At 75.2% G+C, this 16,759-nt stretch carries 16 protein-coding genes; 7 read left to right on the forward strand and 9 right to left on the reverse strand.

What is annotated here, in order from left to right; translation table 11 throughout:
• Positions 1-58: 58 nt before the first annotated feature.
• The gene (locus KBX06_RS19235) at positions 59-1,165 is read right to left on the reverse strand and encodes a D-alanine--D-alanine ligase family protein (RefSeq protein WP_210836937.1); all 1,107 of its coding nucleotides are present in this window, start codon (positions 1,163-1,165) and stop codon (positions 59-61) included.
• A gap of 239 nt (positions 1,166-1,404) precedes the next feature.
• On the opposite strand from KBX06_RS19235, the gene KBX06_RS19240 reads away from it, so the two are divergent.
• Positions 1,405-2,679, forward strand: coding sequence for a 26S protease regulatory subunit (locus KBX06_RS19240; RefSeq protein WP_210836939.1), 1,275 nt, complete (start codon positions 1,405-1,407; stop codon positions 2,677-2,679).
• Positions 2,680-2,794: 115 nt separating this feature from the next.
• On the opposite strand, the gene KBX06_RS19245 is transcribed toward KBX06_RS19240, so the two are convergent.
• The gene (locus KBX06_RS19245; protein ID WP_121396133.1) at positions 2,795-3,013 is read right to left on the reverse strand and encodes a hypothetical protein; all 219 of its coding nucleotides are present in this window, start codon (positions 3,011-3,013) and stop codon (positions 2,795-2,797) included.
• Between the two features lie 284 nt (positions 3,014-3,297).
• On the opposite strand from KBX06_RS19245, the gene KBX06_RS19250 reads away from it, so the two are divergent.
• Both KBX06_RS19250 and KBX06_RS19255 read left to right on the forward strand, forming a co-directional pair.
• On the forward strand, positions 3,298-4,143 hold the full coding sequence (locus KBX06_RS19250) for a helix-turn-helix transcriptional regulator (protein ID WP_210836941.1): 846 nt from the start codon (positions 3,298-3,300) through the stop codon (positions 4,141-4,143).
• A 4-nt stretch (positions 4,144-4,147) separates the two neighbouring features.
• Positions 4,148-4,348: a DUF397 domain-containing protein gene (locus KBX06_RS19255; RefSeq protein WP_210836948.1), complete on the forward strand. Its 201-nt coding sequence runs from the start codon at positions 4,148-4,150 to the stop codon at positions 4,346-4,348.
• Positions 4,349-4,593: 245 nt separating this feature from the next.
• Here KBX06_RS19255 and KBX06_RS19260 read toward each other — a convergent pair whose 3' ends face one another.
• From KBX06_RS19260 to KBX06_RS19280, 5 genes are all read right to left on the reverse strand, one after another.
• The gene (locus KBX06_RS19260) at positions 4,594-5,646 is read right to left on the reverse strand and encodes an ROK family protein (protein WP_210836950.1); all 1,053 of its coding nucleotides are present in this window, start codon (positions 5,644-5,646) and stop codon (positions 4,594-4,596) included.
• A gap of 156 nt (positions 5,647-5,802) precedes the next feature.
• Complete coding sequence (locus KBX06_RS19265; RefSeq protein WP_210836957.1) at positions 5,803-6,594, reverse strand: putative protein N(5)-glutamine methyltransferase; 792 nt, start codon at positions 6,592-6,594, stop codon at positions 5,803-5,805.
• Between the two features lie 19 nt (positions 6,595-6,613).
• Positions 6,614-7,726 carry a cystathionine gamma-lyase gene (locus tag KBX06_RS19270; protein WP_247686217.1) on the reverse strand — a complete coding sequence of 371 codons (1,113 nt, stop codon included), beginning with the start codon at positions 7,724-7,726 and terminating at the stop codon, positions 6,614-6,616.
• A gap of 5 nt (positions 7,727-7,731) precedes the next feature.
• Positions 7,732-8,730, reverse strand: coding sequence for an NAD(P)H-dependent glycerol-3-phosphate dehydrogenase (locus tag KBX06_RS19275; protein ID WP_210836960.1), 999 nt, complete (start codon positions 8,728-8,730; stop codon positions 7,732-7,734).
• Positions 8,727-9,461, reverse strand: a complete 735-nt coding sequence (locus tag KBX06_RS19280; protein ID WP_210836969.1) for a 1-acyl-sn-glycerol-3-phosphate acyltransferase — start codon at positions 9,459-9,461, stop codon at positions 8,727-8,729. The genes KBX06_RS19275 and KBX06_RS19280 overlap by 4 nt, the downstream gene beginning before the upstream one ends.
• A 128-nt stretch (positions 9,462-9,589) precedes the next feature.
• On the opposite strand from KBX06_RS19280, the gene cofC reads away from it, so the two are divergent.
• Genes cofC through KBX06_RS19300 form a run of 4 tightly spaced genes read left to right on the forward strand, consistent with a single transcriptional unit; the run spans position 9,590 to position 13,842 of the window.
• Complete coding sequence (gene cofC, locus KBX06_RS19285) at positions 9,590-10,225, forward strand: 2-phospho-L-lactate guanylyltransferase (RefSeq protein ID WP_210836970.1); 636 nt, start codon at positions 9,590-9,592, stop codon at positions 10,223-10,225.
• 21 nt (positions 10,226-10,246) lie between these two features.
• Positions 10,247-10,444: a cold-shock protein gene (locus tag KBX06_RS19290; RefSeq protein ID WP_210836971.1), complete on the forward strand. Its 198-nt coding sequence runs from the start codon at positions 10,247-10,249 to the stop codon at positions 10,442-10,444.
• A gap of 53 nt (positions 10,445-10,497) precedes the next feature.
• Positions 10,498-12,843 (forward strand): RNA degradosome polyphosphate kinase, encoded by a 2,346-nt coding sequence (locus KBX06_RS19295; RefSeq protein ID WP_210836972.1) that lies wholly within the window; start codon positions 10,498-10,500, stop codon positions 12,841-12,843.
• Positions 12,844-12,867: 24 nt separating this feature from the next.
• Complete coding sequence (locus KBX06_RS19300; RefSeq protein ID WP_210836973.1) at positions 12,868-13,842, forward strand: NUDIX hydrolase; 975 nt, start codon at positions 12,868-12,870, stop codon at positions 13,840-13,842.
• Positions 13,843-13,858: 16 nt separating this feature from the next.
• Here the strand turns inward: KBX06_RS19300 and KBX06_RS19305 are convergent, their stop codons facing one another.
• Positions 13,859-15,916, reverse strand: coding sequence for an endonuclease/exonuclease/phosphatase family protein (locus KBX06_RS19305; RefSeq protein ID WP_210836974.1), 2,058 nt, complete (start codon positions 15,914-15,916; stop codon positions 13,859-13,861).
• Positions 15,917-16,048: 132 nt separating this feature from the next.
• Complete coding sequence (locus tag KBX06_RS19310) at positions 16,049-16,744, reverse strand: HU family DNA-binding protein (protein ID WP_210836981.1); 696 nt, start codon at positions 16,742-16,744, stop codon at positions 16,049-16,051.
• Between the last annotated feature and the right edge of the window lie 15 nt (positions 16,745-16,759).

Here is a 16,759-nt window from a genome sequence, read left to right on the forward strand (position 1 = left end):
GGGGCCCTTCCTATACACCAGGCGTTAGGAAGGGCCCCTTCCTTACACACTGGCCCCGTCAGTGCAGGCCCACGCCGCGGTGCATCGCGGTGCGGATGAGGCGGTTGACCAGCTTCGGGTACTCCAGCCCGGACGCCGCCCACATCCGGGGGAACATCGACGTCGGGGTGAAGCCCGGCATCGTGTTGATCTCGTTGAGGTAGACGTCCAGCTCCGGGGTGACGAAGAAGTCGACCCGGGCCAGCCCGGCGCAGTCGAGCGCGGTGAAGGCGCGGACGGCGTACTCCTGGACCTGGCGGGTCACCCGCTCCGGCAGGCCGGCGGGGATGTCGTACTCGCAGGCGGACTCGGAGTCGATGTACTTCGCCTCGAAGTCGTAGAAGTCGTAGTCCCCGACCACCCGGACCTCGGCGAGCACGGACGCCTCCGGCGCGCCGCCGGCCTCGCCCTCCAGCACGCCGCACTCGATCTCCCGACCGACGACCGCGCCCTCGATCAGCACCTTCGGGTCGATCTGGCGGGCGGTGGCGACCGCCGCGTCCAGGTCCGCCCAGTCGTCGACCTTGCTGATGCCGAACGACGAACCGGCCCGGGACGGCTTCACGAAGACCGGCAGGCCGAGCCGTTCCTTGTCCGCCTCGCTGAGCGTCATCCCGTTGCGCAGCACCGCGTACGGGCCCACCGGGATGCCCTCGGCGGCGCAGAGCTTCTTGGTGAACTCCTTGTCCATGGCGGCGGCGGAGGCGAAGACGTTCGCCCCGACGTACGGGATGCCGGCCATCTCCAGCATGCCCTGGATGGTGCCGTCCTCGCCGTAGGCGCCGTGCAGCACCGGGAAGACCACGTGGACGTCGGCGAGCGCCCGGGGTCCCTCGGCGGGGTCGAGCACCATGAGCCCGTTGCCGGTCGGGTCAGCCCGCATCACGATGTCGGTGCCGGACGCGGCGGTGATCTCCGGCAGCCGGCGCGCGTCGATCGCCAACTGGCCGGGGTCGCCGCTGGTCAGCACCCATTGGCCGGCCCGGGTGATGCCCACCGGCACCACCTCGAACTCGTCCGGGTCGAGGGCGCCGAGGACGCTGCCGGCGCTGACGCAGGAGATGCCGTGCTCCGGGCTGCGTCCGCCGAACACGATCGCCACGCGGGTCCTGCCTGGGGTGCTCACTGCCTCACCTCTTCGTACGCGACTGCTCCGGTCGTGGCGCTCACCCGGTTGACCTTACTGTGCGTGGTGGGGGCCGGATGCCCATACCCGGCGACGACCGGAGGCTGGCGGCAATCGGTCAACAAAGGATATACGTTGCGTAATCACCCGTACGACTGCACCGGCCGTCGTGGCCCGGCCGGCCCGAACCGGAATCCGGGGCGATGACGGCGCCAAGTGCCCACTACGCTGCACGTCCTATGAGCGCTGATCCCCTGATCGAGTCCCTGTCGGCGGCCCTGGACGCGCGCCCCGACGACCTGCCGCTGCGGCTGCACCTCGCCGCGCTGCTGCTGGACGCCGGCCGGGCCGGGGAGGCGATCGCGCAGGTCGGGCAGGCCCTCGCCCGGGAGCCGGGCAGCGCCCAGGCGCAGGCGTTGATGCAGCGGGCGCTGGGCGGCTCCGTACCGCCGCCACCCCCGGCAGGCCCACGACCGCCGGCGCAGCGCCCGGCGCCGGCCGGTCCCGGCGACGCCGCCGCGACCGCCGACCACGATCCCCTGGCGGCCTACGAGCGGGAGCTGGCCGACGTCGTGCCGCCGCGCTTCGCCCGCGCCGGCGACGAGCCGGAGCCGGTCACCGGCGACGCCGACCGGGTGTACGACGTGGAGGCCTCCGGCATCCGGCTGGCCGACGTGGGCGGCATGTCGGCGGTCAAGGAACGGTTGGAGCTGGCGTTCCTCGGCCCGCTGCGCAATCCGGAGCTGCGCAGGATGTACGGCAAGAGCCTGCGTGGCGGCCTGATGCTCTACGGTCCGCCCGGCTGCGGCAAGACGTTCCTGGCCCGGGCGGTCGCCGGGGAGATGGGCGCGAAGTTCATCTCACTGTCCATCGTGGACGTGCTGGACATGTGGATGGGCAACTCGGAGCGCAACCTGCACGAGCTGTTCCAGGCGGCCCGCCGCAACGCGCCGTGCGTGCTATTCCTCGACGAGGTCGACGCGCTGGGGCACAAGCGCTCGCAGGTCGGGTCCAGCTCCATGCGGACACTGGGCAACCAACTGCTGGCGGAGCTGGACGGGATGGAGGGCAGCAACGAGGGCGTCTTCGTGCTGGCCGCCACCAACACCCCGTGGGACGTCGACCCGGCGCTGCGCCGACCCGGGCGGCTCGACCGGGTGGTGCTGGTGCTGCCGCCCGACGCCGAGGCACGCCGGTCCATCCTGGAGTACCACCTGCGGGAGCGGCCGATCGCGGGGATCGACCTGCGGAAGATCGTCGCGGCCACCGAGGACTACTCGGGCGCGGACCTGGCCCACCTCTGCGAGACGGCCGCCGAGTTCGCGATGGCCGACTCGGTACGCACCGGCGAGGTGCGGATGATCGAGCACCGGGACCTGGAGCGGGCGGTCAGGGAGGTGCGGCCGTCGACGAAGCCGTGGATGGCCACCGCCCGCAACGTGGCGATGTTCGCCAACGAGGGCGGCGTCTACGACGATCTGGTGGCCTACCTGAAGCAGCGCCGGATGCTGTGACGCCGGACGGCCCGGCGGGGCGCCGGGCCGCGCCTCCCGCCGGGCCGGGCCACCTGCCGGGCGGCCCTCCCACCCGGCGGGGCCGCCTCCGGCGACCGCACCGCGCCCGGCGGCGTCAGCCGCGCGCGTGCCGCCGGCCGATGGCGATCACCTTGACCCGCTGCCGGCCGGCCCGCACCATGCCCAGCGCCATGAACGCGCCCGCGATCCGGTCGGCCGCCTCCCGGCTGCTCGCCCCGACCACCTGACGGCGCCGCTCGGGGCAGTTGCGTTCGTCGCGGCCGGCGCCCTCGGCCGGCCGTACGTCGGTGAGCACCACCAGGAACCGCGTCATCGGTGCCCGCCGGCGCGGTCGGCGCGGGCCTGTCGAGCAGTACGCACGTCGAATCCCTTCCGGCGGGCGGGCGGGCCAACGGGGCGTGGCACGCGGCGATCGGGTACGGGGGAGAAACCCGATCGCCGCGCGCCCCATCCCCTCCGGTCACTCACCACCACCGTCGCCACGACAACCGGCGGTGAGGACGCGATGACAGACTGACATGTCCACAGGCATGAATGCAACTCTCATCGGCGTCCTCTCATCTACACCTTCCCGTGAAGATGTGCGACGATCGATGCATGGCTCCCAAGACCGCCCGTGCCCGGCGACTGGGCATCGCGCTGCGTACCCACCGGGAAGCCGCCGGCCTCACGCTGGAGGCGGCGGCGGACGAGATCAGCAGCACCCGCAGCACCCTGTCGCGCTACGAGAACGCGCAGACGCTGGTCAGCCCCGCCACCGTGCGCGCCCTGCTCACCCTCTACGGCGTCGGCGCGGACGAGGTCGCCGCCGCCGTGCAGCTCGCCAAGGACGCCCGCAAACCCGGCTGGTGGGTGTCGTACTCGTACCTGCTCGACCGGCGCACCATCGACTTCATCGCGCTGGAGGCCGAGGCGACCGGGATCGCCAACTTCGAGCCGTCGGTGGTGCCGGGGCTGTTGCAGACCGCCGACTACATCCGGGGCGTGATGCGGGGCGGCCCGCACACCCTCGGCGACGACGAGGTGGAGCAGCGGGTCCAGTTCCGGCTGGACCGGCAGCAGCGGCTGATCAGCGACCAGCCACCGATCCTGGACGCGATCATCGACGAGGGCGCGCTGCTGCGGCCCGTCGGCGACCGGTCGGTGATGGAGGCGCAGCTGCACCACCTGGTCAAGATGGGCGAGCTGCCCAACATCACCGTCCAGGTGATCCCGCTGGCCGCCGGCTACCACCGGGGCACCCGGGGCTCGCTGCACATCCTGGAGTTCGCAGATCCGGAGGACCCGATCATCGCCTCGGTGGAGACGGTGGCCGGGCAGATGGTCCTCGACCGGCCGGGCGACCTGCGCACCTGCACCAAGATCATGGAGCACCTGCGGACCGTCGCGCTCAGCCCGGCGGACAGCCGCGACCAGCTCCTCCAACTCCTGAAGGGACGGTAGGACCATGACACCGACGATCAGCGCGGCGCTCGCCGCGGCGCGGTGGCGCAAGAGCAGCCGCAGCGGCGACGAGGGAGCGTGCGTGGAGATGGCGGTGCTCCCGGCGACGGTCGCCGTCCGCGACTCCAAGGACCCGGCCGGCCCCGCCCTGCTCTTCCCGCCGGCCGCCTGGGCCGCCTTCGTCGGGGCGCCGCCCGGACACTGACCCCCCCTCCGGAGGCGCCGGCGCGCCCGCTGACCACGTCGCGCCGGTGCCCCGCCGGCGACGGTCCCACCGATGGGAGCCGGTGGGGCCGTCGCCCGGCGGAAGTGGGCGGATCAGCCCACCGGAGGGCAGGGCGGGGAAGCAGGCGGATCAGCCCAAGGGGGAAAGCGGGAAGCAGGCGGGTCAGCCCGCCGGGCTCGACGAGGTGCTCAGCGGCCGGCAGGGGAAAGCGGGGAGCAGGCGGGTCAGCCCGCGACGACCGGGCGGGGCGCGGGGCCCGCACGCAGCGCCTCGAGCGCCGCGATGGCCACCCCCCGGGCGCCGGCCATGTCCCGCTCGGGCACCAGGGCGAAGATCGCCGACGCGGCCTGCTCCTCCCGCAGCACCGTGTGCTCGCGTACGGTGGCGAGGAACCAGTCGCGGAACTCCGGTGCCGCCTCCACCACCCCGCCCCCGACGAAGTACGCGTGCGGATCGGTGAAGTTGGCCGCGACGGTGAAGAGCCGACCCAGCGCCATCGCCTGCTGGGTGAACACCTCGCGGGCCAGCGCGTCGCCGCGCTCCCCGTAGCCGCGGACCAGCTTGGCGGCCCGCTCCGGCGGCTCGGCGGCCAGCGGATGGTCGGGAAACCGACCCAGCCAGTACGGCAACAGGTTCCGCCCGATGGCGGTCAGCGACGCCACGCTCTCGGCGTCCCCCGCGAAGCCGCAGGCGCACGTGGGCACCGGCTGCTCCGGCGCCAGCAGCCCGGTCAGCGGGATGTGCACGTGCCCCAGTTCGCCGGCCATGCCCGCCGCGCCGGCGACCACCCGGCCCGCCTCGACCACACCGCCGCCCAGCCCCGTGCCGACGATGGCCGACACCGACGAGCGGCGCATCGCCTCGGCGCCGAAGTACGCGTGGTGGGCGTAGAGCGCGGCGGCGTTGCCGTCGTTGTGGTAGAGCACCGGCAGCCCGAGCCGCCGCTCCAGCGCGGTCCGCACGTCGTAGCCGCGCCAGGCGGGCTGGGAGAAGTTGGTCGACCCACGGGACGAGATCACCCCGGTGGCGCTCGCCGGCCCCGGCGTGTCCAGCCCGACCGCGCGCACCGCTGCGCGGGGCACCCCGGTCAGCGCCAGCACCCCGTCGAACGCGCGGGCCAGCGCCTCGATCGCCGCCGCCGGGCCGGCGCGTACCTCGCTCGGGTTCTCCACCAGGCCGTCCACCAGGAAGCGACCGTCCAGGGTGAGCACCGTGGCGTTGTTGCTGGTGCCTCCGTTGTCCAGCCCGACGACCACCGGCACGTCCGCACCGCCCACGACAAACCGCCTCCCGCCGCCACCCCTGACCTGAGGCTAGTGCCCCGCCCCCGGCCCCGCCAGGCAGCGCCCGCCAGCGGTCCCACCGACGGGGCAGCTCGACAGCGCCACGACGCGGGCACGCCGGCCGGTCGGGCGCCCGCGACGGGCCGCAGGTCAGCCCGGGCGGCGGGCGGTGACGGCGGTGGCGTCCCGCTCGTCGTCACGGATCACCGTGGGATGCAGGCCCACGGCGGTCAGCGCCACGTGGAGCGCGTCCACCTGCGTCTCCCCCGCCTCCACCACCAGGTGCCCGCCCGGGGCCAGCCAACGCGCCGCGCCCTCGGCGACGCGGCGCAGCACCGCCAGCCCGTCCGGCCCGCCGTCGAGAGCCACCGGCGCCTCGTGCAGCCGAGCCTCCGGCGGCATCAGCGCCACCGCCGCCGTCGGCACGTACGGGGCGTTGGCCAGCACCAGGTCCAGCCGGCCCCGCCAGCGCACCGGCAGCGGGTCGTACAGGTCGCCCTGGAAGACCGGAACGGCCAGCGGGGCGAGGTTACGCCGGGCGCAGGCCACGGCGGCGGGGTCGAGGTCGGCGGCGGCCAGCCAGCGCGGCGCGAGCCGGCGGGCCAGCGCCACCGTGGTGGCGCCGGACCCGCAGCACAGGTCCACCACGGCCGCCGCCGGCCCGGTCACCGCGACGGCGGCGTCGACCAACAGGGCGGTACGCGCGCGCGGCACGAACACGCCGGGGTCGACGGCGATCCGTTCGCCGCAGAACTCGGCCCAGCCGAGCAGGTGCTCCAGCGGCAGCCCGGCGACCCGGCGGTCGACCAGGCCGGCCAGCGCCTCGACCGAGTCGGCGGCGGCGATCAGCAGTTCCGCCTCGTCCTCGGCGTAGACGCAGCCGGCGGCGCGCAGCCGGTGCACGAGGGCGGCCCGGTCGGGGCGGGATGAGGAGACGGTCACGGGGAACCTCCGGGAGCGCTCAGCGGCTGGCGTCCAGCGCGGCGGTCACGTCGGCGACCAGGTCGACGGAGTCCTCCACCCCGCAGGAGAGCCGGACGAAGCCGGGCGGGGTGTCGTCGCCCCACTGGGCCCGCCGGTCCGCGGTGGTGTGCAGACCACCGAAGGAGGTGGCCGCCGCCACCAGCCGGGCCGCGTCCAGGAACCGCGCCACCCGGCCGGCGTCGCCGAGGTCGAAGCAGAGCACCCCGGGGATGCGTCGCATCTGGACCGACGCCACCGGGTGGGCCGGGTCGTCGGGCAGCCCCGGCCAGCGCAGCCCGGTCACGTCGTCGCGCCCCGCGAGCAGTTCGGCGAGGGCCCGCGCGTTCGCGGTCTGCCGGGCCAGCCGCAGGTCCAGGGTCGCCAGCGACCGGTGCGCGAGCCAGGCGTCGAACGCGCCGGGCACCGCCCCGGTGGCGTCCCGCCAGGCGGTGACCGCGTCGGCCAGCTCGACCGAGCGGGTCGCGACGTAACCGATCAGCAGGTCGGAGTGCCCGGTCAGGGCCTTGGTCCCGGAGGCCACCACGACGTCGGCGCCCAGGTCCAGCGGACGCTGCCCGAGCGGCGTGGCCGTGGTGTTGTCGACCGCGACCAGGGCACCGGCGGCGCGTGCCCGGGCGGCCAGCGCCGCCACGTCGGCGACGTCCAGGCCGGGGTTGGCCGGGGTCTCCAGCAGCACCAGGCGTACGCCGTCGAAGGCCGGGTGCGGGCCGGCGGTCGGGGCGAGGACCACCCGTACGCCGATGCCCTCCAGCGTGTCGGCGGCGAAGGCCCGGACGGTGAAGTAGCCGTCCGACGGGAGCACCACGGTGTCCCCCGGCCTGAGCACCGTCAGCAGCAACCCGGTGATCGCGGCCTGCCCGCTGGCGAAGACCCGGCAGTCGCCGCCCTCCAGCTCCCCGACCGCCGCCTCCAGCAGCCGCCGGGTGGGGTTGTCCGACCGGCCGTAGCCGTCGGGTGCCGCCGCCGGCCCCGCCCACGGGTCCAGGTGGTACGGCGCGGCGAACACCGGCCCGGGCAGGAACGGCTGGCCGGCAGCCGGCTCCGGAAGGCCGGCGCGTACGCAGCGGGTGCCGTCGTGGTGTCCGGTCATGTCCCTCACTCCGGTTTGGTGGTGCGACTCATCAGTGCCTCGACGGCGAGCCGCGGGTCCATGCCCTCGTGACAGACCAGCTCGACCTGCTCGGTGATCGGCATCTCCACCGCGTGCGCCCGGGCCAGGTCCCGCAGGGCCAGCGCGCTCTTGACGCCCTCGGCGGTCTGCCGGGTGGCGACGCGGGCCTCCTCCAGGGTCGCGCCCCGGCCCAGGTGCTCGCCGAAGGTGCGGTTGCGGGCCAGCGGCGACGAGCAGGAGGCGACGAGGTCACCCATCCCGGCCAGGCCGGCGAAGGTGAGCGGGTCGGCGCCCAGGGCCACCCCGAGCCGGGCCGTCTCGGCCAACCCCCGGGTGACGAGCATGGCCCGGGTGTTGTCGCCGAAGCCCATCGCCACGGCGATGCCGTACGCCAGGGCGATCACGTTCTTCACCGCGCCACCCAGCTCGCAGCCGATGACGTCGTCGTTGGTGTACGGGCGGAAGTAGGGCGTGGTGATCGAGCGCTGCACCAGCGTGGCCCGGTCGGCGTCGGTGCAGGCGACCACGGTGGCGGCCGGCTGCTCGGCGGCGATCTCCGGGGCCAGGTTGGGGCCGGAGACCACCACCACCCGGTCCGCCGCCACCCCGGCGGTCTCCACGATCACCTCGCTCATCCGTTTGGTGGTGCCGAGCTCGATGCCCTTCATCAGCGACACCAGGGTGGCGTCCGGACGCAGGTGCGCGGTCCACTCGGCCAGGTTGCCGCGCAGCGTCTGCGACGGCACCGCCAGCACCACCTGCTCGGCCCCGGTGATCGCCTCGGCGGCGTCGCCCGTCGCCGTGACCCGCGACGGCAGCAGCACGTCCGGCAGGTACTCCGGGTTGCGCCGCTCGGCGCGGATCGTGTCGGCGACCGCCTGGCGGCGGGCCCAGACGGTGACGTCCCGGCCGGCGTCGGCCAGGATCTTGGCGAACGCGGTGCCCCAGGAGCCGGCCCCGAGGACCGCGACGTGCCCGCTCACGCCGCCGCCTCCGGCCGCCGCTCGCCGGCGGGACGGGCCGGGCGTTCCCACAGTGGGGGCGGGGTGCCGCCCCGGATCTCGGTGAGCATGTCACGAAGGCGCAGCATGATGGTGTCGGTCATCTCCTCGAGGACGGCCTTCGTCGGGGTCGACCCGGCCCACCGGCCCAGGTCGACGGGGGGCCCGGCGACCACGGTCACCGGGATCCGGGGGCGTGGGTCCAACCGGGACCGGCGCGGGTCGAACATCCGCTCCGGGCCCCACATGACGAGCGGGACCACCGGTGCCCCGGTGGCGAGCGCGAGCCGGGCGGCACCGGTCTTGCCCTTCATCGGCCACAGCTCCGGTTCGCGGGTGATGGTGCCCTCCGGGTAGATCACCACCGCGCCGCCCCGGTCGAGCGCGGCGACGAGCTGGTCCAGCGACCGCACCGCCTCCACGGTGTTGCGCTCGACCGGGATCTGCCGGCACCGGTGCAGGATCCAGCCGATCACCGGGACCCGGAACACGCTGGCCTTGCCGAGGAACTGCGGCCAACGGCCGGCCTCGTAGACGAAGTGGGCCGCGACGAGCGGGTCGGCGTGCGAGATGTGGTTCGGCACGATGATCACCCCGCCGTCGCGGCGCAGGTGTTCCAGGCCGCGCCAGGTGCGCCGGGTCCAGACGGTCATCACCGGCTTGACCAGCACCACGGCGAACCATTGCCAGAACCCCAGCCTCCGCCGTGCCACCTGCGCCTCCTCGTCCCGCCCCGACCCGCACCGGATCCGCACCCGGTGACGCCCGCAGCGGAAATCATGCCTGCTCGACCCAGGTCCGGCCAGAGAGGGTACCGCCGTACGGCTGGCAGGATGGCGGTGTGAGTCAGCCGAGGTGGACCGTGGTGGTCCCGGTGAAGCGCCTCGCCGCCGCGAAGAGCCGGCTGCGGGGGGCGCTGCCGGCCGTACCGCACGAGGAGCTGGCGCTGGCACTGGCCGCCGACACGGTCGCCGCGGTGCTGGCCTGCCCGGCGGTGGCCGGGGTGCTGGTCGTCACCGACGACGCCCGGGTGGGCGAGACCGCCCGGCGCGCGGGCGCCCGGGCGCTGCCCGACACCCCCGGCGCCGGGCTGAACGCCGCCTTCCGGCACGGCGCGTCGGCCGCGGGCGGCGGCTGGGTGGCCGGGCTCACCGCCGATCTGCCCGCGCTGCGTCCGGCCGAGCTGGCGGCGGCGCTGCGGGCGGCGCAGGCCGTCCCCCGGGGCGTACGCGGGTACGTGGCCGACGCCCCCGGTGCGGGCACCGTGCTGCTGGCCGCGCCGCCGGGCGTGCCCCTGGATCCCCGCTTCGGGGTCGGCTCGGCCGCCGCGCACGCCGCGAGCGGGGCGCTCGCCCTCACCGGGAACTGGCCGAGCCTGCGCCGGGACGTGGACACCGCCGGCGACCTGGCCGCGGCGGCCCGGCTCGGGCTGGGGCCCCGAACGGCCGCGCTGGCCGCCGCAAGCTGCCCGGTCTGAGGGGCGTGTAGCGTGCGGGACATGCAGGGCACGGTGGCCACCTACGACGCGGCGACCCGCAGCGGGACGCTGCTCCTCGACGACGGCACCGAGCTGGCCTTCCCGGCCCGGGCGTTCGACGCCTCCGGCCTGCGGCTGCTCCGCCTCGGCCAGCGGCTGCGCGTCGAGACCGACGCCACCGGCGAAGTGGTCCGGGTGACATTGCCGACGATGGCCTGAGCGGCTACCCGAAGTTCGTTTTACGTTAACCGCATCCGGGTGATTATGGGCAGGTGAGCACCCCTCGCAAGCGCCCCGCCAGCCGCCCGCACCCCGACCCTGCCGCGCCCCGTAACGGCGCCCGGTCCCGCCGCGCCGACGGCCGTTTCCACACCGGTGCGGCCCCGGCGGACGCGCCCGCCTCCGCCCCCGGGGAGGCTGCCGCCACGACCGATGCGGCCCCGACCGGCGGGGCGGCCGCCTCCGCCGGGCTGGAAGAGGTGCTGGACCCGGTGCCCGGCCCGCCCGCCGAGGCACCGGCGCCCGACCTCACCGACGAGCCGCCCGTGGCCGAGCCGCTGCCGGAGGACCGCTTCCTCAACCGGGAGCTCTCCTGGCTCGACTTCAACGCCCGGGTGCTGGCGCTCGCCGAGGACCCGGGCACGCCGTTGCTGGAGCGGGCCAAGTTCCTGGCCATCTTCGCCAGCAACCTGGACGAGTTCTACATGGTGCGCGTCGCCGGCCTGAAGCGTCGGCTCCAGGCCGGCCTGCCGGTACGCGGCGGTGACCGGATGCCGCTGCGCACCCAGCTGGAGCTGGTCGCCGCCAAGGCCGCGACGCTGGTGGCCCGGCACTCGGCCTGCCTGACCGACGAGGTGCTGCCGAAGCTGGCCGCCGAGGACATCCGGATCCTGCGCTGGGCCGACCTGGACGACCCGGAGCGGGAACGGCTGCGCACGTACTTCCGGGAGCAGATCTTCCCGGTGCTGACCCCGCTGGCGGTGGACCCGGCGCACCCCTTCCCGTACATCTCCGGGCGGTCGCTCAACCTCGCGGTGGCGGTCCGCGACCCCGACGGCGGCTCGGAGTTCTTCGCCCGGGTGAAGGTGCCGAACAACGTGCCCCGCTTCGTCCGGGTGTACCGCGACCTGCCGGGCCTGCGGATGCTGCCGGTGGAGGACCTGATCTCGGTGCACCTGGGGCAGCTCTTCTCCGGCATGCGGGTGGTCGAGTGCCACCTGTTCCGGGTCACCCGCAACGCCGAGGTGGAGGTGGACGAGGACCGCGACGAGGACCTGCTCCAGGCGCTGGAACGGGAGCTGGCCCGGCGCCGGTTCGGCCCGCCCGTACGGCTGGAGGTGGCCGCCTCGATCTCCGACCACGTGCTGGAGCTGCTCGTCCGCGAGCTGGACATGCACGACCAGGAGGTGCTGCGGGTGCCCGGCCTGCTCGACCTCTCCGCGCTCTGGCAGCTCTACGACGAGGCCGACCGGCCGGACCTGAAGGATCCGCCGTTCGTGCCGGCCACCCACCCCCGGCTCACCGAGGGCGAGGTGCCGCGCAGTGTCTTCGCGACCCTGCGCGACGGCGACATCCTGGTCCACCACCCTTACCACTCGTTCGCCACCAGCGTGCAGCGCTTCGTCGAGCAGGCCGCCGCGGACCCGGACGTGCTGGCCATCAAGCAGACCCTCTACCGCACCAGCGGCGACTCCCCGATCGTGGACGCGCTCGTCGACGCGGCGGCCGCCGGCAAGCAGGTGGTGGTGCTGGTCGAGGTGAAGGCGCGCTTCGACGAGGTGGCCAACATCGGCTGGGCGCGCACGCTGGAGCGCGCCGGCTGCCACGTCGTCTACGGCCTGGTCGGGCTCAAGACGCACTGCAAGACCGCCCTGGTGGTACGCCAGGAGGGCAACCAGATCCGCCGCTACTGCCACATCGGCACCGGCAACTACCACCCGAAGACCGCCCGGCTCTACGAGGACTTCGGCATGCTCACCGCCGACCCGGAGATCGGGGCCGACCTGACCGATCTGTTCAACGTGCTCACCGGCTACAGCCGGCAGACCGCGTACCGGCGGCTGCTGGTGGCGCCGCAGGGCATCCGCCGCGGGCTGATCGAGCGGATCGACCGGGAGATCGCACACGTCCGGCTGGGCATGCCCGGGCTCGTGCAGATCAAGGTGAACTCGCTGGTCGACGAGGAGATCACCGACGCGCTCTACCGGGCCTCCCGCGCCGGCGTCCACGTCGACCTGGTGATCCGGGGCATGTGCACGCTGCGACCGGGGGTGCCCGGCCTGTCGGAGAACATCCGGGTCCGCTCGATCCTGGGCCGGTTCCTGGAGCACTCCCGGATCTTCCGGTTCGGCAACGACGGCGACGCCGAGTTCTGGATGGGCTCGGCCGACCTGATGCACCGCAACCTGGACCGCCGGGTCGAGGCGCTGGTGCGGGTGAGCGACCCGGTCGCCCGCGCCGAGCTGGACCACGTGCTGACCGCCGCGATGAGCCCGGACGTGGACGCGTTCGAGCTGGCGCCGGACGGCACCTGGAGTCGGCGTACCGGCACCGCCGAGGAGCCGCCGGTGCACCTCCAGGAGTTGCTGCTGCGTCGCGTCGGTGGCACGGCGGGCTGACCCGTACCCGCATAGGCTGACGAGATGCTGGATGAGCGGGACGCGGCGGGCCCCGGTCGGGGATGGTCGACCGGTGCGGGCGACGCGCGGCCGCCGATCCGGGCGGCGGGCGGCGTCGTGTGGCGCCCCGCCGACGACCCCGGGCCGGCCGACGGGCACGCGGACGCCCGAGCGCCGCGCGGCGGGATGCTGGTCTGTCTGGTGCACCGGCCCCGCTACGGCGACTGGTCACTGCCCAAGGGCAAGCTGGAGCGCGGTGAGCATCCGCTGCTCGCCGCCGTTCGGGAGGTGGCCGAGGAGGCCGACGTCCGGGCGGTGCCGCAGGTGCGGCTGCCCACCGTGCGCTACCGCAGCGAGGGCCGGCCGAAGGTGGTCGACTACTGGTCGATGCGGGCGGCGGCCACCGGCGGCTTCCAACCGGCCACCGAGGTCGACGACGTGCGCTGGCTCGGCGTGGACGAGGCGATCCGGCTGGTCAGCTATCCGCACGACGCCGAGGTGCTGGCCGCCTTCGGCGCCCTGCCGACGGTCACCGGGACGGTGACGCTGGTGCGGCACGCCCACGCCGGCAAGCGGGCCACCTGGTCCGGCCCGGACACCGCCCGGCCGCTCGACGCGCAGGGCTGGGCGCAGGCCCACGCGCTCGCCCCGCTGGTGGCGCTGGCCCGCCCGGTGCGCCTGCTGTCGGCCTCGGCCCGCCGCTGCGTACAGACCCTCGACCCGGCGGCGGCCCTGCTCGACCTGCCGATCGAGGTCGACGGCGACCTGGACGAGCCGCGCCCGGGCCAGCAACCCGACGAGTGCGCGCTGGCCGCCGCCGCCCGCCTGGCCGCGCTGGCGGCCACCGGAGCGCCGGTCGCGGCGTGCAGCCAGGGCAAGGTGATCCCGGGCGCCCTGGCCCGGCTCAGCGGGCGGCCGGACGACTTCACCACCGCGAAGGGCGGCGGCTGGCTGCTCGCCTTCGCCGGCGACCACCTGCTCGCCTTCGACCGCCTCTGACCGATGTGCAAGCGGTTCAGGTCGGGGGCAGGGTCAGGGTCACCGCGACCGGCAGGTGGTCGCTGGCCGTCCCGGGCCGGGCCGCCGCGTCGTCGGCCGCCAGGTCGGGCGTGACGAAGACGTGGTCGATCTGCTGGCGCGGGGCGTCCGCCGGGCTGGTCGGCAGGGGACGGGCGACGGCCAACGCGTCGACCAGACCGGCCCGGGTGAACTCGGCGAACGCCGGGTCGCCCGGCTCGGTGTTCAGGTCGCCGGCGACCACCAGGGGCCGGCCGGCCGCGTACCGGACGGCGAAGTCGGCCACCGCGCGGGCCTGGACCACGGGGTCCCCGCCGGGCGGCGGTTGCAGGTGGGTGGCGACCACCGCGAGGCGGACGTCCTCGCCGAAGTCGACCGTGATCCCGAGCGCCTGCGCCCCGGTGGGCGCGCCGACCGCCGGCAGCGGCCGGGTCCGCGCCGCGTCCAGGGGCCAGCGGCTCAGCACGGCGTCGCCCCAGAGCGGATCGGCGGCCGGCGCGAAGACGTACGGCATGTCCAGCCGCTCCGCCAGCAGGTCGAGCGTGTCGTGCCCGCCGTTGAGCAGCCAGCCCCGGTCCACCTCGCTGAGCGCCATGACGTCGGCCCCGGCAACGGCCCGCGCCAGCGCGTCGGGGTCGAAGCGGCCGTGGATCCCGAACCCCATCCGCACGTTGTACGCCGCCACCCGCACCGTCTCCGGCGGCCCGTCGCGGTTGGTCGCGGACAGCAGCTCGTCGCTGGCGATCGCGGCCAGCAGCGTCAGTACGGCGGCCGACGCGGCCGTCCACACCGGCGGCAGCGGCGACGGGAGCGGGCCCGGGACCGGACGGCCCGATCCGCCGCCTCCCCCGGCCGGTCGGAGGGCCCCGCGCGAAGGGGTGGGCCGGGTCGCCAGCGCGACGGCGGCGACCAGCGCCGCCACCGCCACCGGCACCCCGGCGTTGGGGTGGCCGAGGTCGTACGCGGCGTAGTAGGCCACCGTCGCGACGGCGAAGACCAGCATCCCGGCGACGGCGGCGTACCCGCGCCGCGCAGCCGCCCGCGCCGGGTCCTGCCCGCCGCCGTCCTGGGCCGGGTCCTGCCCGCCGCCGTCCTGGGCCGGATCCTGCCCGCCGCCGTCGGGCCCCGGGCCGCCGGTGGCGCCGGTGCCGCCCCGGGTCCCGCCGTCGGCCGCGCCGGCCGACGCCAGGCACGCGCCGAGGCCGACGGCGCTGAGCAGGACGGCCGGCAGCAGCAGTTCCCCGCGTTCGAGGGCGACGAGGACGGCCCCGCCGACCAGGGCCACCGGCCCGAGCCACCGCCAGGCCCCACGGCGGGGCGGGGCCAGCGCGGCGAGCAGGAAGCCGCCGACGGCCACGGCGAGCGGGGCGGCGCCGACGAGCGGCACCGTGGCCACCCCCACCTCGTCGCCGGGGTCCGAGTGCAGCAGCCCGAACTGGTACGACGTCGCCGTCCGGGCCACCGCGGGGGAGAGCGCCACCATGCCGGCGAGCAGCAACGCCGGCCCGGCCAGCAGCCAGCTCCGTACGCCGCCCGCCCCGGCCGGCGGTGTGGGCCGCGTCTGCCCCGCCAGGAAGAGGCCCGCCACCGCGACGGCGGCGAGCCACGCCGGCCAGTCCCCGAAGAACGCGGAGCGGTACGTGTCCAGCGCCGTGTGCATGAGGGCGCCGACCGCCAGCCCGAGCGCCAGCCCGGGTACGGGGCGGTCGGTGCCGGCGGCGGCGCCGGCGAGCCAGACCAGTCCCGCGAGCAGCCCGGCCGTGGCGAGCCAGAGCTGGAGCCGCCCGCCCGGCTGGCCGTTGACGGCGAGGCGTGCCAGGACCAGCAGCACCGCGGCGGCGAGCGTGACGGGGCGGACGCCGACCCGGCGGGTCAGCGCGGGGGCGGCCAGGGCGAGCAGGAACCAGCCGACCGCGAACGCCCCCAGCAGTTCGGCGGGGGTCGACGCGGCCTGCCCGAAGATGGTGATGACCGCCGGCAGGAAGACGCGCAGCACGTCGACCAGGAGCACGACGCCGAGGGCGAGGGTGACGGTGGTGACATGGCGGTAGCGCACCGGGGCTGCCTTTCGCCGACCGGAAGGGGTGCGGCGATTCTGCGGGCGGGGCACGGTCCCGGTCAACGACCGGAGGGCTGGTACGGCGAGGGCGTCCACCGGCCGGTGGACGCCCTCGCCGTACCGCTCGACTCAGCGCTTGGTCGCGGCCTTCTTGGTCGCGGTCTTCTTGGCCGGCGCCTTCTTGGCCGCCGTGCTCTTGCTCGCCGTCGCGGCGGTCTTCTTCGCCGCCGTGGCCTTCGTCGCCGCGGTGGTCTTCTTCGCCGGGGCGGCCTTGGCGGTCGCGGTCTTCTTCGCCGCGCTGGTCTTGGCCGCCTTCGCCGCGGGAGCCTTCTTGGCCGCCGTGGTCGCCGTGGTCGCCTTGGCCACGGTGGCCTTCGCCCCCGCCGTCTTGGCCCCGGTCGCCTTCGCCCCCGCCGCCTTGGCCCCGGTCGCCTTCGCCCCGGTCGCCTTCGCCCCCGTCGTCTTGGCCGCCGCCGTGGACTTGGCGGCGGACGTCGTCTTGGCGGCGGCCGCGGTGGTCTTCTTCGCCGCCGCCGTGGCCTTCGGCACCTTGCCGCTGGCCACCATCTCCTTGAACCCTGCGCCGGGACGGAAGGTCGGGACGGATGTCTTCTTGACCTTCACCGCCTCGCCGGTCCGCGGGTTGCGCGCTGTTCGGGCGCCCCGGACACGCTTTTCGAACGCTCCGAATCCGGTGATCGCCACCTTCTCGCCCTTGGTGACCGCCGCCTGGACCTCAGCGAGGACCGCGTCGAGCGCGGCCGTCGCCGTCTTCCGGTCCCCCAGGCGAACGGCGAGCGCCTCGATGAGCTCGGCCTTGTTCACGGTTTCCTCCCGATT

The organism is Micromonospora sp. C31 (assembly GCF_018070575.1).
In the GTDB taxonomy this organism is placed as follows: domain Bacteria; phylum Actinomycetota; class Actinomycetes; order Mycobacteriales; family Micromonosporaceae; genus Micromonospora.

What these genes read in the sequence shown, in the direction of transcription:
- KBX06_RS19240 (WP_210836939.1), top strand. Translation starts at nt 1,405, where the DNA reads ATGAGCGCTGATCCCCTGATCGAGTCCCTGTCGGCGGCCCTGGACGCG.
- KBX06_RS19245 (WP_121396133.1), bottom strand. Translation starts at nt 3,013, where the DNA reads ATGACGCGGTTCCTGGTGGTGCTCACCGACGTACGGCCGGCCGAGGGC.
- KBX06_RS19250 (WP_210836941.1), top strand. Translation starts at nt 3,298, where the DNA reads ATGGCTCCCAAGACCGCCCGTGCCCGGCGACTGGGCATCGCGCTGCGT.
- KBX06_RS19255 (WP_210836948.1), top strand. Translation starts at nt 4,148, where the DNA reads ATGACACCGACGATCAGCGCGGCGCTCGCCGCGGCGCGGTGGCGCAAG.
- KBX06_RS19270 (WP_247686217.1), bottom strand. Translation starts at nt 7,726, where the DNA reads ATGACCGGACACCACGACGGCACCCGCTGCGTACGCGCCGGCCTTCCG.
- KBX06_RS19290 (WP_210836971.1), top strand. Translation starts at nt 10,247, where the DNA reads ATGCAGGGCACGGTGGCCACCTACGACGCGGCGACCCGCAGCGGGACG.
- KBX06_RS19300 (WP_210836973.1), top strand. Translation starts at nt 12,868, where the DNA reads ATGCTGGATGAGCGGGACGCGGCGGGCCCCGGTCGGGGATGGTCGACC.